The organism is Streptomyces albicerus (genome assembly GCF_008905045.1).
GTDB classification, from domain to species: Bacteria; Actinomycetota; Actinomycetes; order Streptomycetales; family Streptomycetaceae; genus Streptomyces; species Streptomyces albicerus.
On record NZ_VWMY01000013.1, the window covers coordinates 99,456 to 121,125 of the forward strand.

General features: G+C 70.2%; 19 protein-coding genes and 1 tRNA gene. 5 read left to right on the plus strand and 15 right to left on the minus strand.

Features of this window, described 5'->3' with window-relative positions; genetic code table 11:
• Positions 1 to 10: 10 nt before the first annotated feature.
• On the plus strand, positions 11 to 277 hold the full coding sequence (locus GAS53_RS13370; protein ID WP_151477740.1) for a hypothetical protein: 267 nt from the start codon (positions 11 to 13) through the stop codon (positions 275 to 277).
• A 27-nt stretch (positions 278 to 304) separates the two neighbouring features.
• Positions 305 to 910, plus strand: coding sequence for a hypothetical protein (locus GAS53_RS13375; protein WP_151477741.1), 606 nt, complete (start codon positions 305 to 307; stop codon positions 908 to 910).
• Positions 911 to 970: 60 nt separating this feature from the next.
• On the opposite strand, the gene GAS53_RS13380 is transcribed toward GAS53_RS13375, so the two are convergent.
• Positions 971 to 1,192 (minus strand): hypothetical protein, encoded by a 222-nt coding sequence (locus GAS53_RS13380; protein ID WP_151477742.1) that lies wholly within the window; start codon positions 1,190 to 1,192, stop codon positions 971 to 973.
• Between the two features lie 694 nt (positions 1,193 to 1,886).
• Here GAS53_RS13380 and GAS53_RS13385 point away from each other — a divergent pair.
• Complete coding sequence (locus GAS53_RS13385; protein ID WP_151477743.1) at positions 1,887 to 2,468, plus strand: XRE family transcriptional regulator; 582 nt, start codon at positions 1,887 to 1,889, stop codon at positions 2,466 to 2,468.
• A gap of 229 nt (positions 2,469 to 2,697) precedes the next feature.
• On the opposite strand, the gene GAS53_RS13390 is transcribed toward GAS53_RS13385, so the two are convergent.
• The 5 genes from GAS53_RS13390 to GAS53_RS13405 form a co-directional block, all read right to left on the minus strand.
• Entirely contained in the window at positions 2,698 to 4,749 is a 2,052-nt protein-coding gene (locus GAS53_RS13390) for an ATP-binding protein (protein WP_151477744.1), read from the minus strand.
• An 85-nt stretch (positions 4,750 to 4,834) separates the two neighbouring features.
• Positions 4,835 to 4,999 (minus strand): DUF6257 family protein, encoded by a 165-nt coding sequence (locus tag GAS53_RS55105; protein ID WP_192583090.1) that lies wholly within the window; start codon positions 4,997 to 4,999, stop codon positions 4,835 to 4,837.
• Between the two features lie 2 nt (positions 5,000 to 5,001).
• Positions 5,002 to 5,319 carry a hypothetical protein gene (locus GAS53_RS13395; RefSeq protein ID WP_151477745.1) on the minus strand — a complete coding sequence of 106 codons (318 nt, stop codon included), beginning with the start codon at positions 5,317 to 5,319 and terminating at the stop codon, positions 5,002 to 5,004.
• Positions 5,316 to 6,008 carry a hypothetical protein gene (locus GAS53_RS55110; RefSeq protein ID WP_192583091.1) on the minus strand — a complete coding sequence of 231 codons (693 nt, stop codon included), beginning with the start codon at positions 6,006 to 6,008 and terminating at the stop codon, positions 5,316 to 5,318. The genes GAS53_RS13395 and GAS53_RS55110 overlap by 4 nt, the downstream gene beginning before the upstream one ends.
• Positions 6,008 to 6,394, minus strand: coding sequence for a hypothetical protein (locus GAS53_RS13405; protein ID WP_151477746.1), 387 nt, complete (start codon positions 6,392 to 6,394; stop codon positions 6,008 to 6,010). Before GAS53_RS13405 ends, GAS53_RS55110 begins: the two co-directional genes overlap by 1 nt.
• Before the next feature lie 180 nt (positions 6,395 to 6,574).
• On the opposite strand from GAS53_RS13405, the gene GAS53_RS13410 reads away from it, so the two are divergent.
• Together GAS53_RS13410 and GAS53_RS13415 are read left to right on the plus strand one after the other, a co-directional pair.
• Positions 6,575 to 7,213: a hypothetical protein gene (locus tag GAS53_RS13410; protein WP_151477747.1), complete on the plus strand. Its 639-nt coding sequence runs from the start codon at positions 6,575 to 6,577 to the stop codon at positions 7,211 to 7,213.
• Positions 7,210 to 8,523: a tyrosine-type recombinase/integrase gene (locus GAS53_RS13415; RefSeq protein WP_225858896.1), complete on the plus strand. Its 1,314-nt coding sequence runs from the start codon at positions 7,210 to 7,212 to the stop codon at positions 8,521 to 8,523. Before GAS53_RS13410 ends, GAS53_RS13415 begins: the two co-directional genes overlap by 4 nt.
• An 81-nt stretch (positions 8,524 to 8,604) precedes the next feature.
• Here the strand turns inward: GAS53_RS13415 and GAS53_RS13420 are convergent.
• The 9 genes from GAS53_RS13420 to GAS53_RS13460 all read right to left on the minus strand — a co-directional run bounded on the left by GAS53_RS13420 (position 8,605) and on the right by GAS53_RS13460 (position 21,537).
• A tRNA-Thr gene (locus GAS53_RS13420) sits at positions 8,605 to 8,681 on the minus strand.
• A gap of 102 nt (positions 8,682 to 8,783) precedes the next feature.
• A complete protein-coding gene (locus GAS53_RS13425) occupies positions 8,784 to 10,385 on the minus strand; it encodes an alpha/beta hydrolase (RefSeq protein WP_151477748.1) in 1,602 nt (533 codons plus the stop codon).
• A gap of 156 nt (positions 10,386 to 10,541) precedes the next feature.
• Complete coding sequence (locus GAS53_RS13430; protein ID WP_151477749.1) at positions 10,542 to 11,747, minus strand: DNA polymerase III subunit delta'; 1,206 nt, start codon at positions 11,745 to 11,747, stop codon at positions 10,542 to 10,544.
• A 297-nt stretch (positions 11,748 to 12,044) separates the two neighbouring features.
• Positions 12,045 to 15,233, minus strand: a complete 3,189-nt coding sequence (tmk, locus tag GAS53_RS13435) for a dTMP kinase (RefSeq protein WP_151477750.1) — start codon at positions 15,231 to 15,233, stop codon at positions 12,045 to 12,047.
• A gap of 112 nt (positions 15,234 to 15,345) precedes the next feature.
• Positions 15,346 to 18,156: a type I DNA topoisomerase gene (gene topA / locus GAS53_RS13440; protein WP_151477751.1), complete on the minus strand. Its 2,811-nt coding sequence runs from the start codon at positions 18,154 to 18,156 to the stop codon at positions 15,346 to 15,348.
• Between the two features lie 434 nt (positions 18,157 to 18,590).
• Positions 18,591 to 18,788, minus strand: a complete 198-nt coding sequence (locus tag GAS53_RS13450; RefSeq protein ID WP_151477752.1) for a hypothetical protein — start codon at positions 18,786 to 18,788, stop codon at positions 18,591 to 18,593.
• Positions 18,789 to 18,987: 199 nt separating this feature from the next.
• Positions 18,988 to 19,158: a hypothetical protein gene (locus GAS53_RS55115; protein ID WP_192583092.1), complete on the minus strand. Its 171-nt coding sequence runs from the start codon at positions 19,156 to 19,158 to the stop codon at positions 18,988 to 18,990.
• A 69-nt stretch (positions 19,159 to 19,227) separates the two neighbouring features.
• Complete coding sequence (locus tag GAS53_RS13455) at positions 19,228 to 20,745, minus strand: DUF7059 domain-containing protein (RefSeq protein WP_151477753.1); 1,518 nt, start codon at positions 20,743 to 20,745, stop codon at positions 19,228 to 19,230.
• Positions 20,746 to 20,946: 201 nt separating this feature from the next.
• Positions 20,947 to 21,537 carry an oligoendopeptidase F family protein gene (locus GAS53_RS13460; protein WP_151477754.1) on the minus strand — a complete coding sequence of 197 codons (591 nt, stop codon included), beginning with the start codon at positions 21,535 to 21,537 and terminating at the stop codon, positions 20,947 to 20,949.
• Between the last annotated feature and the right edge of the window lie 133 nt (positions 21,538 to 21,670).

Sequence of the window (21,670 nt, forward strand, 5' to 3'; positions counted from 1 at the left end):
GAGGGCGGAAATGGCGACGGCCGAACCCATGGACATGCACACCGTGCGTGCCACGTACGAGGCGTCCGCGCCCATCATGGCCGTCGAGGCGTCGAAGGCGTACGTCCGCACCCTCGCCGAGCACCAGGACGCCGCAATGGCCGGTGACCCCGATGCCATCCGATCCATCCATGAGGCGCGCGCCCTGTTCGCCCTCGCGGCCCCGGAGGTGGTGGAGACGCAGCGGTACGCCGACCCCGAGCCGTGGCGCATGCACGCCCGCAGGTACATCGCCTGACCCCACCGCTTTGAAGGAGCAGCAAGCGTGATCACCGACGAGGACATCGAGCAGGCGGAAGCCCGTGTGACCAAGACGCGGGAGCGGGGTCACGACGCCAAGATGGCCGCCCGTGACGACGTCGCGGCCATGATCGAGCGGGAAGTCCAGGCAGCCGAGGAGCTGAAGGCGGCGAAGACTCGGCAGGATGAGGCGTTGAAGGCGCGGAAGGCTACCGAGAAGCCGCACGCGGCCGAGCTGAAGGCGCTGGGCGCCACGCTGTCCGACTCCGCCGGGGCGGTCGGCAAGGCGCACCGTGAGGCCACTCAGGCGCTGCTCAAACTCGTCGGTGCCCTGCGGGACCACAACGCCTCTGTCAGCTCCGTACACGCCCGTCTGGCCGCTCTCGGGCTGCCACTCGGTGACGAGGACGCCACGTACGACACGGGAGCTGGATCGTCCGGCACTCTGCGCCTCGCCGGTACGGACTGGGGTCCGGTGCCCGCTGACACGCTGCTCCAGTACGCCACGGCCGAGGTGGCGAAAGCGGAGTTCGGCCCCAAACATCCGGCTGCCCGTGTGGCGGACCCCCGCATACACAGCCTTCAGCGGGGTATGGGCGGCGCCCTGACGGAGCGCCTGAAGGTCGCCTGACCACGAACACGACAGCGCCCCCGCTCCCGGCAACTCAGGGAGAGGGGGCGCTGTCGTCTGTCAGTGTCGTCCCGGGTAGTCCGGATCGTCCTCGGCTCGGGGCAGTTCCGTGTGCCCCTCCGACCAGTCGTTGACCCAGCCGCAGACACCACAGGCATAGCGTCCGTTGAGGCCGCTCACCATGGCGCCGCAACCCCGGCACTCGGTCGTGGTGATCTCCGCCCCGGTCGGGGACGTCGTGGTGTCAGCCGACACGGTTTCCGGTGACCACTGCTGAGTCATGTACCGAGAGTACCCGCGGCGGGGGCGCGTAGCCGCTCTGCCATCCGCAGTTGCCGCAGAGCCACCCTCCGCCCGGTCCCTGCTGAGTCGCTCCGCCGCAGTTCGGACAGTTCATGTCTACCTCCTAATGCCGGGATGACTCCGGTCTCCCAGCCGCAATGGTTGGAGCAGATCCACCGGCCCAAGTTGTCCTGGTAGGCCCATGCTCCGCAGTTCGGGCAGTTCGTCGCTCAGTCCTCCGTCAACGTCGTTGCGCGTCGTCTGTCTGCTTTTAGCCGGACCAGGTACGGCCGGTCGTTCTTGTCCTTGAGCTGCTTGCCGCAGTGAATGCACTCGCCCGTCACGTCGTCCCAAATCACTAGGACGCGGCAGGCGGGGCACGCGGGCGCAAGTGGGCCCTCGTCGTCATCCATGCACCGATCTTTGCGCCTGCGTGAGGACGTATCTGGCCACTGTGCAAGGACAGTTGAGACGTCCGGGCGCTACCTTGGAAAAGGCCCAAACGTCCGCAGGGGGAGCCTTGAACACAGCCTTAAGATCGGCTATGGATGCGGCCGGACAGTCACCGAGGCGCCTCGCTGCGCGCATCGGTGTGACTGGCAAGACGATCGAGCGGTGGATCGCAGACGAGGATCTCGTACCGCACGCTCGGAACAGGCAAGACGCTGCCCAAGCGTTGGGAGTGGACGAAGAGATGTTGTGGCCCAAGATCGTGAAGGACCGCATCAAGACGGGCGGAGACCTAGAGATCGTCCAGTCGTACCCGTACCGATCCGCGTGCCCCAACACGGTGTGGTCCGAGCTGATCGAGGGCGCCACGCAAGAGATCTACCTGAGCGGTTATACGAACTACTTCTTCTGGACGTCCGTCCCCACGTTCCCCGAGACCCTACGTCGCAAGATCGAATCAGGGTGCCGGGTGCGGTTCCTCGTAGGAGACCCCGAGGGCGAGGTGACCAGGCAGCGCGAGGCCATCGAGGACACGGCGTTGACGGTCTCCACACGCGTCCGCATGACCCTTGAGGCACTGGAACGTCTCGGGCCGCTTGAAGGGCTGGAGGCGCGTTTCAGCGCCCCGGACGATGCCGTGAACCATGTGAGCCTGTCGGTGTTCCGCTTCGACGATCAGGCGATGGTGACGCCGCATCTGGCGCGTCTGGTCGGTCACGACTCCCCGCTGCTCCACCTGCGTCGGCAGGGGGACGGCGGCATGTTCTCCCGGTTCGCCGAGCATGCCGAGGAACTGTGGAGCAGGGGCGTACCGGTCGGATCCTGACCGCTCCGAACGCACGAATGCGCCCCGCCCTCCCGGAGGAGAGCGGGGCGCAATGCTGTGCGTCAGGGAGGGACTCAGGGGCCCACCGCGGTTGCCCCCGGCTCCCCTGGCGGCGGTCCGTTGACGGCGCCTCCCTGGCCTCCCTGACGACGTGCATTCGCAGGTCAGGCCAGGGAGGCAAGGGCAGGGAGGCGCTCAGGGAGAACTCCCTGCCCCCTCGCGCCTCCCTCTACGCGGCGTCGCGCTCGGCGAGGGCGTCGCGCACCTTCTGACGGTCGACCACCATCACCCCGTCACTCTTGTGCGGGGCGGCGTCGAACCCTTCGAGGAGCTCACGGAGATCCGAGTTGTGCCACTCGCGGTACGTGCCCGGATCCCGCTCGGCGAGGCGCTGGAGAACCTCCTGCGTGCGCATGCGGGGCTCGGTGCCGAGCACGGTCAGGATGTCCGCCAACGGGTCGACGTCGCGCACGGGCGTCAGCTTGTGCACCGTGGCGACACCGGACCGCGCGGCCTTGGCCCGGTTGGTGATCTCGCGCGCCTGCTCGTCGTCGATGAAGTGCGTGCGGATCGTGATGGACGACTGGCCCGGTTCCAGCTCGACTCCGTCACCGGCGACGACGAGCGTCCCCTTGTCGAGCCCCTGGCGCAGCAGGTGAGGAGCGGCGCCGCCGTCCACGGCCTTGTCGCCGAGCGCCATCTTCGACTGAGACTCCGTGCCCACGACGAGCGAGGAGCGGATGTGGGCACCCTCCCGAACCAGGACCGGAAGGTTCTGGTCGGTGGGGTTCTGCGTCCCCTGCCACAGGGTCACGGACACGGCGCGACCTTGGTTGTGGATCCGGCGCGCGGCCATGAAGTACCGGCTCGTCGCCTTGCTCCCGCCGTACGGGCGGCCGTCGGGACCCTTGACGGGGTTCATGAACGCTACCTGCGCCTCGTCCACGAGGATCACGAGCGGGTCGAACACGGAGCCCGGAGGCGCCATCAGACGGCGCTCCATCTCCTGTACGCCTGCCTCCACCATCTCCGTGACGGCGCAGGCGTGTTCGTCGGTCGGCCCCTGGATGAGTACCGAGGCGAGCCCCTCGAACATCGCCCAATCGCCCACGCCCTTCAGGTCACCAATCCAGAACTCAACGGATGCGTCGAGGGCGAGCCACAGGGCGAGGGCACGCAGGGCTGCGGTCTTGCCCTGGTTCGAGAGACCCGTGATCAGTAGGTGCCGCTGGTAGAGGCTGACGGCCGTGGCGTCGCCCCGCAGGCTCTGCCCCCACGGGGCGCGCCCCGTCCGGTAGTCGGCGCGGCTGTCGGGGTCGGTGACGAGTGGAGACGGACCGATCGGCTCGTCGAGGGCGCCGGAGTCGGCGATCCACAGGCGCACCGTACGGGCCGCCTCAGGGATCGTCACGAACACCTCGTGCTCATGACGGCCGAGGTTCTCGGCAAGCTTCCGGCGCCGCTTCTGGATCTCGTCCGTGGACACCCCCGAGGGCAGCGTCACGTCGACCTCGACGCCGCACCCCGCCATGACGATCGGCGACAGCATTGCCGCGCCGACGTCGCCCATGTCCTCAATGGCTCGGCGCAGGGCGGAGATACCGAGGTCACGGAACGCGGTGACGACGATGGACGGGGTGACCGGTCCGCCGTCGTCACGCTGGTGCGGCGGGAGCGCCCACTGCGGCGCCGTGCGAGAGTGCCGGCCGATTGCCCACACGGCGGCGAGAGCGATCCACGGGAGGGCGAACAGCATCGGATCCCACACCACACCCGCGATGAGCGCCACCAGGCGCACGGTCTCAATGACCGCGTGCGCGGGGGCGAGGACGTCGCTCACGTCGTTGTTCGCCCACGCGAGCAGCAGGCCGAGCAGGAGCAGCACCCCCGCCCCGGTGGCAAGGGCGGACGCGATGGCCTTGGGGGCGTTCAACAGGGCGGCAAGGAGGTCCATACGCCGCCGGTGGCGCGCCTCGCGGAAGGCGTGGCCGCGTGCCTCCCACTCCCGGACCTCTTCCATGAGGCCCGCGGATTCGGCTGCCCGGATCATTCGTTCGTACCGGGCGGCGGTACGGCCGTCCCACGCACGGCGTGCCAGAGCCCTGGTGCCTCCGATGGCGTACGCGCCGTGACGGACGATCAGGCGTCCTACGGAGCGGACGCGTTCGTCGTTGAGGGCGGCTCGGGTGAGCTTGAGGTATCGGGCGCGGCGTCGCTCGGAATGCGTCAAGGACGCCTCGGCGATCGGGGCGTGTGGCGTCTTGATCAGAAGATCGGTCATGCTGGGGGCTTCCTGCCTCGTCTGGGGTACGGAAGACCCGGGGGCGACGGTCTGCTTGGCGGTGGACGCCGTCCCCGGGGCGCTGCTACTTGCCGTTGGCGCGCCTGCGGGCGCCGTCCCTGATGCGCTCAATGCGCTTCTCTAGGTCGGGCTGGTCGGTGATGCCTGCGGCTGCCTGCTTCAGGCCCTTGATCTCCAGGCGCACGATCTGCGCCTTCTCCCACGCGGTGAGCTTGACCTTCTTCGGCACGGTCAGTTGCCCTTCTGGTAGTCGCGCCACATCGAGCGCAGAACCAGGACACAGATCGTCAGGGCGACGACGGCGATAGCCAGCACCATCAGGGCGATGGACAGGCCGATAAGGACGGCCACCAGGACCGTGCCGACGATGGCCAGGGCGAACACGCCGAGGCAGCCACCAGCCACGTACGCGCCGACGGGATGCGCCTTCAGCGGCGCCGGGGTGACCGGTGCGGGAGTGACCGGCCACGGGTAGATGGGCTGTCCGTCGGCGGTCATCCCGATGGGGGGCACGTGGTACTGCGGCGGGGTCCGGTCGGGGATGTTCATGACCGCTTCCCCTCGACGATCTCGCGGCGCAGTTCGGCAGCATCGCGGCGGGACAGACCCAGCTCATCGCGCAGTCGGTCGATGGTCACCGGCCGTCCGGTCTCGGTGACCACCTCCCGGTTCAGCTTCAGCGCCCTTTTCCGCAGCTCAGCAGGGGTGAGGGTGACCACCTCGGTGACCACCTGACGGGGGGTGGCAGCGGGCAGGGAAGTGGTCACCTTCGCGGTCACTCCGGATCTCACGTAGTCGTCCCAGACGAACGGCGTCGGTGACGGTCGGGTGACCACCGGCACGGGGGCGTACGCCACGGGAGGAGCGGTCACCGTCTCCTCTCCTCGGGCGAGGGCATGGGTGCGCCACAGCGCCACCGGCACGAGCAGCGAGACGACCACCACGAGTTCGAAGCTGACCGCGATCACGCGGGCGTCGAGGGCGTGAGCGGCCACCTGCGCCGCGCTCATCAGACTGAGACTGAGCATGATGTCGAGCGCCCGGAACCACCGCAGAGCGGCCACCACGTACGCGTCGATGGACACGGGGAGCATGGCCGCGATGAACGGATCCGCCCCCAGGGTGCGGGCAAGGGCATATTCGGCGTGCGCGGTGAAGGCGATACCGGCGGCGAGGGACAGCCGCGTCAGCCACGTCCGCATCGGATCGGCGTCGGGGGTACGGCTCGGGGTGGTCATCAGGCGGCCACCTCCAGGGCGAGCCGCGCGAACGCGGCGGCGGCCGTGGCGTCCTTGGGCCGGTAGGCGGCCAGGCGTGCGGCGAACGTGGCGGTGTCGTACAGCTTCACGGCAACGGTCTTGCGCGCACGCCCCTTGAGCTTCACGGCGGTCTCAGCGGTGGCGGTGGGCTGGACACCGCGTGAGAAGGCTCCGGCGAACCGCTTCGCGGTGGCGGGGTCGAGACCACGGCCGATGAGATGAGTCTTGGCGGTCTGAGGGGTGCCGGTGGCCAGGGTGCGGCGAGCCTTGTTGGCAGCGCGGTGGGTATTGGTCCGGCGGCGGAGGGTGGCGCGAAGTGCCCGACGCTGGGCGCGACGCTCGCGGCGGGTGGCAAACTTCTGCATTAGCGGGTCTCCTGTTGACGCAGGTGATTCCGTCAGGCCCTCGGTCGGTGTTGACGCACCGCCGGGGGCCGTTCGTGTAAGCGGGTCGCTTACACATTTATGACTGTACTGGGTCGCTGAGGGTCGCGCAAGTACGTGGGTCGGGTTGCATGTTGAGTGACACTTTGGGACCCTCACCCCATGCAACTACGCGAACTCGCCTGGAACATCGACGTCCGCCCCGGAGGATGGATCAGGTTCAGCGAAGAGGGTGGGCCGCGTGTCTACCTGAAATTCGAACTGACTGGCCCAACAGACAGAGAACGGATCGACCTCAAGACGGCCGTGGTCCAAGCAGGGGAAGATGAGGTTCTCAGCGGCCGAACGTGGCGCCGAATCCCCATGACAGAGATCGAGCAGGCGCTGAACCGCACCCTGCTTATGCGGAACGCGCCCACGGACTCGATCGGCGAAGCCGTTGCCCAGTCACGTCAGGTGTTCACGGAACGCGGCAGCGGGCCGACCCCTCTGGAAACGCTCGACGAGTACTTCGAGCGAACGAAGGACATCACGCCGATGTACTTCAACCCCATGCCAAGCGGGATGCTCGGCAGCGACACAGGAAAGCTGCCGCGCATCAAAGCTCCCGAGGGTCGCCTGACGGACGACTTCTTGAAGGACGTCGCCGAGGCCTACCTGTGGTGCACGAAGGCTGGCGTGCCCCCCGCCCCCTCCCTAGCTGAACTCACCGATGTGCCGGTCCGCCGGGTGCACCGGTGGGTTGCCGACGCTCGTAAGCGCGGGTTCCTCCCACCAGCGCGGCCGGGGCGCGCGGGGTGAGCGGCCGTCGGAGCAACGGCGAGAGCAGCGTCTACTTCTCGGAGGCGGACGGGAAGTGGCACGGGTGGGTAACCGTCGGCACGAAGCCGAACGGTGCCCCCGACCGTCGACACCGGATGGGTCCGGACGAGAACGTCGTGCGGGCCAAGGTGCGGCAGCTGGAGCGCGAGCGCGACGCGGGCAAGACCCGGAAGGCGGGCCGTCCGCCGACCATCGAGCAGTGGCTGACCACGTGGATGGACACGGCCTGCGCCCGCAAGGTCGCGGACGGGACCATGAGCCCGCGGACCCTGGACGACTACCGGTCGAAGAGCCGCCTGTATCTGTTTCCGGGCATCGGGAAGCACCGCGTCGACAAGCTGGAGGCGTCCCACATCGACGCCCTGTACCTCGATATGACCAAGCGCAAGTTGTCGTCAGGCACGGTGCTGAAGACGCACCGGATCCTCTCCCGCGCGCTGAAGGTGGCGTGGCAACGGGAGATCGTCTCCCGCAACGTGGCCTTGATGGTCGAGCCGCCGTCTGCGGCCGAGGGTGAGATCGAGCCCTTCAACCAGGCGGAGGCGCGCGCGCTGCTCGCCGAGGCGGCCGACCGGCGCAACGGCGCCCGCTGGTCTGTCGCGCTCGCCGAGGGCCTGCGTCAGGGCGAGGCGCTCGGACTGCGCTGGAAGTACGTCGACTTGGACACCGGGGTCATGAAGATCTGGTGGCAGCTGCAACGGCTGACGTGGCAGCACGGATGCGAGGACGCGCACGCCTGTGGGGAGAAGCACCACCGGAAGGCGTGCAAGAAGGGCTGCAAGCAGCACGCGAAGCTGAAGAACGGGTGCCCGAAGCCGTGCGCGAAGGACTGCACGGCGCACGCGAAGGTCTGCCCGGAGCGCACGGGCGGGGGCCTGGTCTTCCGGGAGCCGAAGGGGAAGAACAAGAGGTTGGCGCCCATCCCCCCGCCGCTGATTCCCCTCCTGCGCGCCCACCGCAAGGACCAGGTGCGCGAGCGCCTGGCGGCCGGTGAGTTGTGGGAGGAGAACGACCTCGTGTTCTGCCAGCCCAACGGGAAGCCGATCGATCCGCGGATGGACTGGGAGGAATTCAAGGACATCCTCACGGCCGCGGGCCTGCGCGACGCGCGGGTGCACGACAACCGGCACACCGCGGGCACGCTGCTGATCGAGGCAGGCGTCTCGCCGCGCGTCGTGATGGAGCTCCTCGGCCACAGTTCCATGCGGATGATGACCCGCTACACGCACGTTGCGTCGGTCCTCGCGAACGATGCGGCGAAGCGGATGGGGGACGCACTGTGGGGGTGAACGCGTGTTCTATCGCAACTAGCACTGCAACTAGGCGGAAAACAGAACAGCGGCTCCCGCAAGGAAACCGCTGGTCAGAGGTGGAGCCGCCTTCGGGATTCGAACCCGAGACCTACGCATTACGAGTGCGTTGCTCTGGCCATCTGAGCTAAGGCGGCGCGCTGCCAGAACTATGGTGCGATCGGCAACGCCGGTAAGTCTACACAGTTTCGGGGGGTGCTCCGCACAGGCCTCGGAGCACCCCCCGACATGCCCCGCCATCAGGCCCCTGAGCAGTGCTTTCCGCCCTTCGGAGGGGTGCCTTCCAGGAGGTAGCGGTTGATCGTGGAGTCGATGCAGGCGCTGCCCCGCCCGTACGCCGTATGGCCGTCGCCGTCGTAGGTGAGGAGGGCGCCGGAGGAGAGCTGGGCGGCGAGGGACCGGGCCCAGGAGTAGGGGGTCGCGGGGTCTCGGGTCGTGCCGACGACGACGATGGGGGCGGCGCCCTTCGCCTCGATGCGGTGGGGCTCGCCGGTCGGCTTCACCGGCCAGTACGCGCAGTTCAGGGAGGCCCAGGCGAGGCCCTCGCCGAAGACCGGGGAGGCCTTCTCGAAGGCGGGGAGGGCGTCTTCGACCGCTTCGGGGGAGGAGAAGGCCGCCGGCAGGTCCAGGCAGTTCACCGCCGCGTTCGCGAACATCAGGTTCGCGTACTGTCCGTCGGCGTCCCGCTCGTAGTAGCTGTCGGACAGGACGAGCAGGCCCGCGCCGTCCTTGTCCTCCATGGCCGTGGTGAGGGCCTCGCGCAGCTGCGGCCAGGCCGCCTCGTCGTACATCGCGGCGATGACGCCCGTCGTGGCCAGCGCCTCGCCCAGCTTGCGGCCGTCCGCGTCGCCCGCGTCGATGGGGGCCGCGTCCAGCCGCTGGAAGAAGGCCTTCAGGTTCTTGCCGGCCTGCTCGGTCGTCGTGCCCTTGCCGCCCAGCGGGCAGTCGGACTGACGTACGCAGTCCTTCGCGAAGGACTGGAAGGCCGTCTCGAACCCGGCCGTCTGATCCTCGTTCATCTCCCGCGCGGGCAGGGTCGGGTCCATCGCACCGTCCAGAACCAGGCGGCCGACTCGGTCCGGGTACAGGCCCGCGTACGTCGCCCCCAGGAACGTGCCGTACGAAGCACCCACGTACGTCAGCTTCTTGTCGCCCAGCGCGGCGCGCACGACGTCCATGTCGCGGGCCGCCTCGACCGTGGACACATGGCGCAGCAGGTCCGCCGAGCGCTTCCCGCAGCCCTCCGCGAAGTCCTTGAAGGCATCGACCAGTTCACCGGTCTCGCCCGCGTCGTCGGGGGTCGTGTCCGTCTGCGTGTACGCGTCCATCTGGCGCCCGGTGAGACATTCGACCGGCTCGCTGCGGGCGACGCCGCGCGGGTCCACCGCGATCATGTCGTAGCGGGCGCGCACCTCCGCCGGGTAGCCGATGCCGGCGTACGACTGGAGGTAGCCGACGGCCGAACCGCCCGGCCCGCCCGGGTTGACCAGCAGCGAACCGAGCCGCTTGCCCGGGCCGGTGGCCTTCTTGCGGGCGACGGCCAGTCGGATGTCGCCCTTGGCCGGCTCGGTGTAGTCGAGTGGGGCCTTCAGCGTGGCGCACTGGAAGCCGGGGACTCCGCAGGATCGCCAGTTCGGCCGCTGCCCGTAGTACGGGGCCAGCGCCGACGGGGTGGCCTCGGGCAGCGCGCGCAGCGCCGCCGCCCCGGCAGGGCTCGCGGAGCTCGTCGAACTCCCCGCGGAGCAGGCGGAGACGAGCAGTCCGGCGACGGCGAGCAGCGTGCCGCACGCGCGGAGGGATCGGTTGGCCCGGGATGACCTGGGCTGGCGCCTGATGTACATCAAGCGAGAGTAACCCTGCGCGATGCCATGATCGCTCAGAGTGGTCGACGCGCCTCGTACGAGTGACGTAGTCAACTCTTCGCCGGGTGTGAGCGATGGGTGGTGGGTGGGGTGTGGGTGTGGGTGTGGTGAGAGTGAGTGGGCGGCGAGTGAGGGTCAGCCCGCCCGCAACGCCATCGTCATCGCCTCCACCGCCAGCAGCGGCGCCACATTCCGGTCGAGAGCCTCGCGGCAGGCGGCGATCGCTTCTATCCGGCGCAGGGTCGCCTCGGGTGACGAACCGTGTGCCAGCCGGTCCAGCGTGTCCCGCATCTCCGTGTTGGCGAGGGCGAGATTCGTGCCGAACTGGAGGGCGAGCACGTCGCGGTAGAAGGCCGTGAGGTCGATGAGGGCCAGGTCCAGGCTGTCGCGCTGCGTACGCGTCCTGCGGCGCTTCTGCTTGTCCTCCAGCTCCTTCATCACGCCGGCGGTACCGCGCGGCATACGGCCGCCCTGGGACGCGCCGAGCGCCGCCTTCATGTCGTCGGTCTCCTTGACGTCGATCTCCTCGGCGACCTGCTTGGCATCCTCGGAGGCCGCGTCGATCAGCTCCTGGGCGGCCTTGAGGCAACCGCCCACGTCGTCGACACGCAGCGGCAGCTTGAGGACGGCGGCACGCCGCGCGCGGGCACGCTCGTCCGTGGCGAGGCGGCGGGCGCGCCCGATGTGGCCCTGGGTGGCGCGGGCCACGGCGGCCGCCACGTCCGGCTCGATGCCGTCTCGGCGTACGAGGATGTCGGCGACCGCGTCCACGGGCGGGGTCCGGAGCGTGAGGAGGCGGCAGCGGGAGCGGATGGTGGGCAGGACGTCCTCGATCGAGGGCGCGCAGAGGAGCCAGACCGTGCGCGGGGCGGGCTCCTCGACGGCCTTCAGCAGTACGTTGCCCGCGCCCTCCGTGAGGCGGTCGGCGTCTTCCAGGATGATGACCTGCCAGCGGCGGCCCGCCGGGGACATCTGAGCGCGGCGTACGAGGTCACGGGTCTCCTTCACACCGATCGACAGCAGGTCGGTGCGGATGATCTGCACATCGGCGTGGGTGCCGATCAGGCTCGTGTGACAGCCGTCGCAGAAGCCGCAGCCGGGGGCTCCGCCGAGGGCGCGGTCGGGGCTCACGCACTGGAGGGCCGCCGCGAAGGCCCGCGCCGCGGTGGAACGGCCCGAGCCGGGCGGGCCCGTGAAGAGCCAGGCGTGCGTCATCTTCGACGACTCGGGCACCGGGGTGTCGGCCGCCACCGCCGTGACCAGGGTGTCGGCGTCCCGGGCGGCGGCGCCGAGCTCCGCGCTCACCTTCTCCTGGCCCACCAGGTCGTCCCACACGGTCATGGGTTGCCCGCCCTTCCGTCACGCATGTGCCTTGCCGCGTCCCATTGTGCGGGAGGGGACTGACAACGGGGTCCTGGCTCCGAGCGAACGGGCCGTGCCGGACCGTGCCCGGCTCTACGAGCGGGGCTCGGGCGGGCGAGAGGGTCGGCCTCGTGCGTACCTCGGCGGCCGCGCCCCGCACAACAGGCTCGGGCCGCGGCCGGCACAACAGCCTCGCCGTCACCGCCCCCCGTACGTCAACGCCACGCGCCGCCCGCGCCACCGCCCGCCGCACACATGCCGGCGCCCGCGCACACGTCAGCGCCGCCGGCGCCCCCGCCCCTCGTCCTGCTCCTCGTCCTCACGCGGACCCAGCAACTCGTCCGCCAGCGTCGGAAGATCGTCCAGCGGAGTCTCCTCCGCCCAGTCCGAACGCGGCCGTCGCCGAGGCGTGCCTTCCTCGTCGACCTGAGGCAGCTCGCGCGTGCGGGCGTCGGTGGGGTCGGCCCCCGGCCGCTCGTCACGGAAGTACCCCGGAGGCACCCGGTCCGCCGGCCCGCTCCCCCGCTCGCCGCCACGGTCCTCCCGTACGGGAGGAAGGACCGCCGTCTCGTCCGCGTCGGAACCCTGCCCGACCGGGGGAAGCACAGCGGTCTCGTCGGCGGCGGGGCCCTGCCCGACGGGAGGCAGCACGGCCGTCTCGTCGGCGGCCCCCTGCGGCTCCGGAGGCTGCGGCAGCACAGCCGTCTCCTCGGCGTCCGGCCCGGCGTCACGCGGCGGCACCGGAGGCAGGACCGCCGTCTCCTCGGCCGGTCCTCCGGACGCGTTCGTCGGCGTCACCACGGGCGTCGGCACCGTGGTCTCGTTGTCAGGGACGGTCGGCGAGGAACCGGCGCCGCCCTCAGGCGCACCAGCGGAAGCCGCCGCGGCCGAGGCAGCCGCCACCCGCCGAGCCTCCTCGGCCCGGAGCAACGCCTCCTCGGCCTTCCGCTGCTTCTCCAGCCGCCGCTCGTCCGCCTCGGCCCGGAGCCGCGCCTCCTCCTCGGCCTGCCTGCGCCGACGGTCCTCCTCGGCCTTGAGCGCCTGCTCCTCCGCGAGCCGCCGCGCCCGCTCCTCCTCGGCCCTCCGGCGCGCCTCTTCGGCGCGCTGCCGGGCCTCCTCGGCCTGCCGCTCGGCCTCGCGCCGCTGGGCCTCCTCCAGCTCGCGCTGCTTGCGTTCCTCTTCCTCGGCGCGCAGCCGGGCGAGCTGCTCCTGGCGCTCGCGCTCCAGCCGCTCCTCCTCGGCCTTGCGGGCGGCCTCTTCCTCGGCACGCCGCCGCGCTTCCTCCTCGGCCGCCTTGCGGGCCTCCTCCTGGGCCTTCACCTCGGCCTCGGAGAGGGGCAGCACCACGTCGAGACGGTGCCGGATCACCGTCGTGACGGCCTCGGGCTCCTGCCCGGCGTCGACGACCAGGTAGCGCGCGGGATCGGCGGCCGCGAGCGTCAGGAAACCGGACCGCACGCGCGCGTGGAACTCGGCGGGCTCCGACTCCAGCCGGTCCGGCGCCTCGGTGAACCGCTCACGGGCGGCCTCCGGCGACACGTCCAGCAGCACCGTCAGATGCGGTACGAGCCCGTTGGTCGCCCACCGGTTGATGCGGGCGATCTCGGTCGGGGACAGGTCACGCCCTGCCCCCTGGTACGCCACGGAGGAGTCGATGTAGCGGTCGGAGACGACCACCGCGCCCCGCTCCAGCGCGGGCCGCACCACGGTGTCCACATGCTCGGCGCGGTCGGCGGCGTACAGCAGCGCCTCCGCGCGGTGCGACAGCCCGGCCGACGACACGTCCAGCAGGATCGACCGCAGCCGCTTCCCGACGGGCGTGGCGCCCGGCTCGCGCGTCACCACGACCTCGTGCCCCTTGGCGCGGATCCACTCGGCGAGCGCCTCGGCCTGCGTCGACTTCCCGGCCCCGTCACCGCCCTCCAGAGCGATGAAGAACCCGGCGACGGCCTGTGCCTGCACCGGGTCGTCCCCGCCCCGCAGCGCGTCCCTGAGGTCGTGCCGCAGCGGCACTCCGGAGCGGTCATCGGCCTTGGCCAGCACCAGCGCGGCGACCGGCAGCAGCAGCGCGCCGACCAGCATCAGTGTGAAGGCGGCGCCGCCGTGCGCGAACACGAACTTGCCGTTCTCCAGGCGGTGCGGCCCGATGACGGCGGCCACCACGGGGGCGACCAGCGCGCCCAGGGCCACGAAGACCCGTACGACCGCGTGCAGGTGTTCCGTCGTACGCGCCCGCCGGTAGTCCTCGGCCTCCTGGTCGAGCAGTGCGTGCCCGGTGTTCGCGGCGACACCCGCGCCGATGCCCGCGAACCCTGTGATCAGGATCACGGTGGCGACGTCCGGAACGAGCCCCGCGGCGAGCAGCGCTATCCCCGTGAAGGCGATGGCGAGCGCGAGCAGGCGGCGCCGCGACAAGGACGGCAGCAGCTTGGCGGCCGTTCGGATGCCGATCACGACACCCCCGGTCACCGCGAGCGCCAGCAGCCCGTACGTCACCGGTCCGCCGCCCAGGTCCTTGGCGTGCAGCACGGCGACGGCGACGGTGGCCGCGATCGCCCCGGCGACGGCAGCGCAGGCGAGCACCAGGAGCGGGATCGCGCCGGTGCGGCCCTTGTCGACGCCGGACCCCGTCTTGGGGCGGCGCAGCCCTTCGAGCGGCGACCGCGCGCGCGGGGTGCGGGCGTCGGGCAGTTCGAGGAACGTGAGCACCGACAGGGAGGCGGCGAACAGACCCGCGGAGACGTACGAGGCGAGCGCCGCCTGGTGCTGCTCGAACCACGCGAGCCCGGCGCCCAGCAGGTTGTTGACGAGCCCGGCGACGACGAGCGTGGCCGCCGCGAGGGGCACCGCCACGAATCCCGTACGCAGCGACAGGCGCCGCAGCGCGTCCATGTGGTCCGGCAGCGGGCGTACCGTCGCGCCCTCCAGAGGCGGTGCGGGCAGCAGCGCGGGCGCCGCGCTCTCGCGGCACACCATCCAGAAGCGCTCGGCGACCCCGATCACGAACGCCGTCACCAGGATCACGGCCAGCGCGTTCTCCGGCGTCCAGTCGATCCACAGGGGCGCGATGATCAGCAGCGCGGCCCGTACCCCGTCCGCGCCGACCATGGTCCAGCGGCGGTCGAGTGGCCCTTCCTGGGAGGTGAGGGAGGTGAGCGGGCCGAGAAGTACCGCCCCGAAGAGCAGCGTCGCGAGAATCCGCGCCCCGAAGACGGCCGACACGGCGAGGGCCACTCCGCGGTAGCCACCCCCGAAGGAGCCCTCGGAGACCGCCGCCTGGAGGGCGAGCAGGACCAGCACGAGCAGCGCGAGGGCGTCGCCGACGCCGCCCACCAGCTGGGCGCTCCAGAGCCGCCTCAGTTGCGGTACGCGAAGAAGCGCCCGGACGGCGCGCTCCCGTGAATCTGCGACCAGGGCGTCGTCGGGGGCCGGGTTGTGGGCCGTTGGCTGCTCGGCTCGCGTCATCCTGCCAGCCTATCGGGACGGGCTCACTCCCCGAAGAGGCCCCCGAACATGCGAACGCCCCCGACACCAAGTGGTGCCGGGGCGTTCGTTTCACGAACCGAAGATGAAGGACTCAGTCCTCGGCGGTCGCCTTGGAAGCCGTCGCCTTCTTTGCGGTCGTTTTCTTGGCAGTGGTCTTCTTTGCTGCCGTTTTCGTGGCCGCGGTCTTCTTGGCGGCGGTTTTCTTCGCCGGAGCCTTCTTCGCCGGGGCCTTCTTGGCCGTCTTCTTGGCGGGCGACTTGGCGCGCTTCTCCGCGAGCAGCTCGAAGCCACGCTCCGGAGTGATCGCTTCGACACTGTCGCCGGACCGCAGGGTCGCATTGGTCTCGCCGTCGGTGACGTACGCCCCGAAGCGACCGTCCTTGACGACGACCGGCTGCCCGCTGACCGGGTCCGGACCGAGTTCCTTCAGCGGCGGCTTGGCTGCCGCGCGCCCGCGCTGCTTGGGCTGCGCGTAGATCGCGAGGGCCTCGTCGAGGGTGATCGTGAAGAGCTGGTCCTCGGAGGTGAGCGACCGCGAGTCGGTGCCCTTCTTCAGATACGGCCCGTAGCGGCCGTTCTGCGCGGTGATCTCCACACCCTCGGTGTCCTTGCCGACGACACGCGGCAGCGACATCAGCTTGAGCGCGTCCTGAAGGGTCACCGTGTCCAGGGACATCGACTTGAACAGCGAGGCCGTACGCGGCTTCACGGCGTTCTTGCCGGTCTTCGGGGTGCCCTCGGGGAGCACCTCGGTGACGTACGGGCCGTAGCGGCCGTCCCTGGCGATGATCTGGTGACCCGTCTCCGGGTCGGCACCGAGCTCGAAGTCGCCGCTCGGCTTGGCGAGCAGCTCCTCCGCGAGTTCGACGGTCAGCTCGTCGGGCGCCAGGTCCTCCGGCACATCGGCGCGCTGGTGGCTCTCGGAGTCCTTCTCGCCGCGCTCGATGTACGGGCCGTAGCGCCCGACGCGCAGCATGATGTCGTTGCCGACCGGGAACGACGACACCTCGCGGGCGTCGATGGCGCCCAGGTCGGTGACGAGCTCCTTGAGGCCGCCCAGGTGGTCGCCGTCGCCGTTCCCGGCCTCGGCGGCACCCGCCGCGTCGCCCGCACCGAAGTAGAACCGCTTCAGCCACGGCACGGCCCGTGCCTCGCCCCGCGCGATGCGGTCGAGGTCGTCCTCCATCCTCGCGGTGAAGTCGTAGTCGACGAGCCGCCCGAAGTGCTTCTCCAGGAGGTTGACGACGGCGAAGGACAGGAAGGACGGGACGAGTGCCGTGCCCTTCTTGAAGACGTAACCGCGGTCGAGGATCGTGCCGATGATCGACGCGTACGTCGACGGGCGGCCGATCTCGCGCTCTTCGAGCTCCTTGACCAGGCTGGCCTCGGTGTAGCGGGCCGGGGGCTTGGTGGCGTGGCCGTCGACCGAGATCTCCTCGGCGGACAGCCGGTCGCCCTCGTTGACCTGCGGCAGCCTGCGCTCACGGTCGTCCAGCTCGGCGTTCGGGTCGTCCGCGCCCTCGACGTACGCCTTCAGGAAGCCGTGGAAGGTGATCGTCTTGCCGGACGCGCTGAACTCGGCGTCGCGGCCGTCGGAGGCCGTGCCCGCGATCTTCACGGTGACGGAGTTTCCGACCGCGTCCTTCATCTGGGAGGCGACGGTCCGCTTCCAGATCAGCTCGTACAGCTTGAACTGGTCACCGGTCAGACCCGTCTCGGCCGGCGTGCGGAAACGATCACCCGAGGGGCGGATCGCCTCGTGCGCCTCCTGCGCGTTCTTGACCTTCCCGGCGTACGTACGCGGCTTGTCCGGCAGGTAGTTGGCGCCGTAGAGCTGTGTGACCTGGGCGCGGGCGGCGGAGATCGCCGTGTCCGAGAGCGTCGTGGAGTCCGTACGCATGTAGGTGATGAAGCCGTTCTCGTACAGCTTCTGCGCCACCTGCATCGTGGCCTTCGCGCCGAAGCCGAGCTTGCGGCTGGCCTCCTGCTGGAGCGTCGTCGTACGGAACGGCGCGTACGGCGAGCGTCGGTACGGCTTCGACTCGACGGACCGTACGGAGAAGTTCGTGTTCTCCAGGGCGGCGGCGAGCGCGCGGGCGTTCGCCTCGTCCAGGTGGAGCGTGTTCGCGCCCTTGAGCTGCCCCAGCGAGTCGAAGTCGCGGCCCTGGGCGACGCGCTTGCCGTCGACCGTGGTCAGGCGGGCGACGAGCTGCGAGGGGTCACTCGCGTCGCCGGCGCGGCCGGTGCCGAAGGTGCCGGTCAGGTCCCAGTACTCGGCGGAACGGAAGGCGATGCGCTCGCGCTCCCGCTCGACGACCAGGCGGGTCGCCACGGACTGGACACGGCCCGCCGACAGGCGGGGCATGACCTTCTTCCAGAGGACCGGCGAGACCTCGTAGCCGTAGAGGCGGTCGAGGATGCGGCGGGTCTCCTGGGCGTCGACGAGCTTCTGGTTGAGCTCGCGCGGATTGGCGACGGCGGCCTGGATCGCGGCCTTGGTGATCTCGTGGAAGACCATCCGCTTGACCGGGACCTTGGGCTTGAGCACCTCCTGGAGGTGCCACGCGATGGCCTCGCCCTCGCGGTCCTCATCGGTGGCGAGGTAGAGCTCGTCGGAGTCCTTCAGCAGATCCTTGAGCTTCTTGACCTGGGCCCTCTTGTCGGCGTTCACCACATAGATCGGCTGGAAGTCGTGTTCGACGTCCACACCGAGGCGGCGCACCTCGCCGGTGTACTTCTCGGGCACCTCCGCGGCGCCGTTGGGGAGGTCGCGGATGTGCCCGACACTCGCTTCGACGACGTAGCCAGGGCCGAGATAGCCCTTGATCGTCTTCGCCTTGGCAGGCGACTCGACGATGACGAGTCGGCGGCCGCCGTGTGCGGTCTCGCTGGTCGGGGACAACTTCGCTCTTCTCTCCGGTCGACGCAGGGGGTCTCGCCCCAGGCCTGGAACCCGGGGCTCGGGTCATGCTGACGCTGCGGAGTGTGACGGTACATCCCGCCCCCGTGTCAAACGGGAAAAGCCCGCAACGGCCACTCGAACGGTAACCCGACTCCCGCCATTCCTGCCGCCCGGAGTGCCGACCTGCCGTTTCGGGCCTATCCGGAGGGTGACCTCTCAATTACCGGAGGGCCAGGTTCCCGATGGTCGCGGATCTTGTTACGAGGCCACCGAGGGGCGGCGATTACCGGACACCGGAGGCGACGGTTCCCGGTCAACGGGCTCCCGGACAACGGGGAGAACGGAAAGCCGGGGTGTCATCGGAAGCGAGGCGCTCAGGTCCGCGTGAGACATCACGTGGGACGCCACGCTCACGTGCCAGTGAAGCACCGCGCTCAGGTACGAGTGAAACACCACACTGCGAGGAGCAGCGCGGTCGTCCCGGCAAAGCCCGCGACCATCGCCGAGGCGACCGGGTTCACCCCGTGGGCGACCGCGGCGCGCTGCCGCAGCCGCACCGCCGTCCACAGCAGCAGCCCGCCCCCGAACAGGGCGAACACCGATCCCGTGAAGATCGCGGGTCCGCTCTCCATGGCTCGTTCCCTCCGCCCTTGGGTGCCCAGAGTCGGGACGCTGACACCCCCGGGAAGCCAGAACACCAACCCCGGGTGAACGTGAGGCGGACAGCTCCGCGCGGCTCTATGCGGAATCGATCACACTGTCGCCCCACCACGCATCCGGAGTCACCCGCCCCACGCGTTCGCCCCGCGAGAGTCCGTCATACCGAGTCCGTCATACCGTGCCGGGCGTCGATATCTCTTCGCTCGTCTGTGTGCCGCCGGTACGACTCACCGTGCACACCGCCTTGGCGCATCCGTCGTTCCAGTCGTCCTTGCCGGCCGCCCCGCCGTAGACGCTCCGCTCGGGACCGGACGCCCAGGTCACGGAGACCTCGGCGGGCACATGCGGCTCAGTGGTACGGATTCGCGCCAGACGCAGCGCGTCCCAGGCATCCCTCCACGACGAGTTCACTCACCCGGCGGGCTCGAGGAACCCCTGCTCGACGAGCAGCCGGATCTGCGCGGGCGTCCGGTCCCGCAGCAACACCGGGTCCTCTCCGACCAGTTGGGCGATGGCGTCCAGAATCCGCCCCGCGCTCAGCGTGCCGTCGCAGACGCCCGCGAAACCCGCGCCGACCGTGTCCACCTTCGTGGCCCGCCGCATCCCGCGGTGCTGGCGCAGCACGACGTGCTCCGGGTCCTCGGCGCCGGGCAGCCCGACCTGCTCCTGCACGATCTCGCCCGCGAGCCTGAAGTGCCCGGCGAGCAGGGCCGCGTCGTCGTGCGCCCGCAGATAGTCCACACGGTCGAAGTGCGCGCGCACGGAGTCGCCGAGCGGCTGCTCGACGGGGTGCGGCCACTCCTCCACGACGACCGAGGGCTGCGCCGCCGCCGACTTGCGCAGACTGATCCAGCCGAAGCCGACGGCCTTGACCTTCCGCGCCTCGAACTCGTCCAGCCACGCGTCGTACCGCGCCTGGTACTCCGCCGGATCGCTGCGGTGGTCTCCCGAGTCCCGCAGCCACAGCTCGGCGTACTGCGTGACGTCCTGGAGCTCGCGCTGCACGATCCACGCGTCGCAGCCGCGCGGCACCCAGGACCGCAGCCGGTCCTGCCAGTCCTCACCCTCCACGTGCTGCCAGTTGGCGAGGAACTGCGCGTACCCCCCTTCGTTCAGACGATCGCCCGCCTCTTGGACGAGCGTGCGGCACAGATCGTCCCCGCCCATGCCGCCGTCGCGGTACGTGAGCCGGGCGCCGGGAGAGATCACGAAGGGCGGGTTCGAGACGATCAGGTCGTACGTGGCGTCGGCCACCGGTTCGAAGAGGGAGCCCTCGCGCAGCTCCGCGTCCGGGGCACCGGACAGGGCGAGTGTGAGCGCGGTGATGTGCAGCGCGCGGGGGTTGAGGTCGGTCGCGGTCACGCGCGTGGCGTGCTGCGCGGCGTGCAGCGCCTGGATTCCGGAGCCGGTGCCGAGGTCGAGCGCGGAGGCGACGGGCGTGCGCACGGTGATGCCGGCAAGCGTCGTGGACGCGCCGCCCACACCGAGTACGACACCTTCCTCGTGGCTGCCGATGCCACCGGCTCCACCGACCGCGCAGCCCAGGTCCGAGACGATGAACCAGTCCTCCCCGTCCGTTCCGCCGTAGGGCCGTACGTCGACCGTCGCCGCGACCTCGCCCCCGCCCACCCGGGTCAGCCAGCCGCTCTCCAGGCAGTCCGCCACCGGCAGAACGTCCGCCACGCGCGCGTGCGGCACGGGCTGCTGCAACAGGAACAGCCGTACGAGTGCCTCCAGCGGCGAGTCGCCCCGGGTCGCCCGGAGCGCGGGCACGGTCTCGCTGCGCGCCAGCGCCGCGTACGCGGGGGCGCCGAGCAGGTCGAGCAGCCCGTCGGCGCTGAAGGAGGCGCCCAGGAGGGCGTCCCGCAGCCGCGCGGTGACGTCGGTGCGGTCGGACGAGGGCAGCGGTGTCAGGCTGGCGTTACTCACGTCTCCATTGTGTCCGTTCACGCGGACATGGCGCGCGCACCTGTGGACACCGGAAGGCGGCCTCTTGGACTCCGGGAGGCCGCCTCTGCGGCCACGCACGCCGAGGGCCCGGTACGCGCGCGTACCGGGCCCTCGTTCGGTCGGCCGGACGATCGGCCTCCCGGGGCTCGGGCCTCTTCCTCAGGCCCTGCCCGACGTTCCTCAGCTCTTGCTCGCCGACGGCGACCTCGAGGCGGACTTGCAGCTCTCCTGCTTGGCCATCGCCTTGCCCACGTCGCCCTCCTCCAGCTTCGCAAGGGCGTTGTTGCCGCTCTGGCTCAGCTTGTCCAGCTGGGTGGCGATCCCCTTGAGGCCGTCGGCGAACTTCGCCTGGTCCTTGGTGTCGAGGTTGTCGACCTGCTTCCTGAGGTCGGCGTACGACGATGAGATGGTGTTGAGCTCCTTGACGGCGTCCGTCTGCTTCTTCTCGCCGTCGTCGACGTCCGGCGCCCCGGCCTTGTCCACGGCGGCACCGATCGCCTTGTAGGCGTCGGACATGTCCTGGAACGCCTTGGAGTCGGTCTTCTGGACGTCTTCCGGAGTGCTGTTGTCCGAGGTCTGCTTCTGGATCGCGGTGTTGGCGGCCTCGATCTTCTTGGCCTGCGGCTGTACCGCGTCGCAGACCTGCTTGGCCCAGGAGTTCAGCTTGTCGCTGCTGTCGTCGCCGCCACATCCCGACAGCGCCAGTACCAGTACCGCACCGCCGGACAGTGCGGCCGCGAGCTTCTTGTTCACCGGATTGGTCCCTTCCATGGCTCTCGGCCCCGGAACATACACGCCAAGTGGGCGACACCAGCGTGACGAACGTCCGCTTCATCCGTTATTGTAGCCATTTGCACCAAGCGAGAGAAGGCTCACGAACAAGGCGTGCACACAGGCGGGCGGG

Excerpts from the sequence above, each read along its gene's own strand:
- GAS53_RS13395 (WP_151477745.1), bottom strand. The coding sequence starts at position 5,319 with ATGAACATCCCCGACCGGACCCCGCCGCAGTACCACGTGCCCCCCATC.
- GAS53_RS55110 (WP_192583091.1), bottom strand. The coding sequence starts at position 6,008 with ATGACCACCCCGAGCCGTACCCCCGACGCCGATCCGATGCGGACGTGG.
- GAS53_RS13430 (WP_151477749.1), bottom strand. The coding sequence starts at position 11,747 with ATGACCGTGTGGGACGACCTGGTGGGCCAGGAGAAGGTGAGCGCGGAG.
- GAS53_RS13425 (WP_151477748.1), bottom strand. The coding sequence starts at position 10,385 with ATGTACATCAGGCGCCAGCCCAGGTCATCCCGGGCCAACCGATCCCTC.
- GAS53_RS13380 (WP_151477742.1), bottom strand. The coding sequence starts at position 1,192 with ATGACTCAGCAGTGGTCACCGGAAACCGTGTCGGCTGACACCACGACG.
- GAS53_RS13405 (WP_151477746.1), bottom strand. The coding sequence starts at position 6,394 with ATGCAGAAGTTTGCCACCCGCCGCGAGCGTCGCGCCCAGCGTCGGGCA.
- GAS53_RS13370 (WP_151477740.1), top strand. The coding sequence starts at position 11 with ATGGCGACGGCCGAACCCATGGACATGCACACCGTGCGTGCCACGTAC.
- GAS53_RS13450 (WP_151477752.1), bottom strand. The coding sequence starts at position 18,788 with ATGGAGAGCGGACCCGCGATCTTCACGGGATCGGTGTTCGCCCTGTTC.
- GAS53_RS13390 (WP_151477744.1), bottom strand. The coding sequence starts at position 4,749 with ATGACCGATCTTCTGATCAAGACGCCACACGCCCCGATCGCCGAGGCG.
- tmk (WP_151477750.1), bottom strand. The coding sequence starts at position 15,233 with ATGACGCGAGCCGAGCAGCCAACGGCCCACAACCCGGCCCCCGACGAC.
- GAS53_RS13385 (WP_151477743.1), top strand. The coding sequence starts at position 1,887 with ATGTTGTGGCCCAAGATCGTGAAGGACCGCATCAAGACGGGCGGAGAC.
- GAS53_RS13410 (WP_151477747.1), top strand. The coding sequence starts at position 6,575 with ATGCAACTACGCGAACTCGCCTGGAACATCGACGTCCGCCCCGGAGGA.
- GAS53_RS13460 (WP_151477754.1), bottom strand. The coding sequence starts at position 21,537 with ATGGAAGGGACCAATCCGGTGAACAAGAAGCTCGCGGCCGCACTGTCC.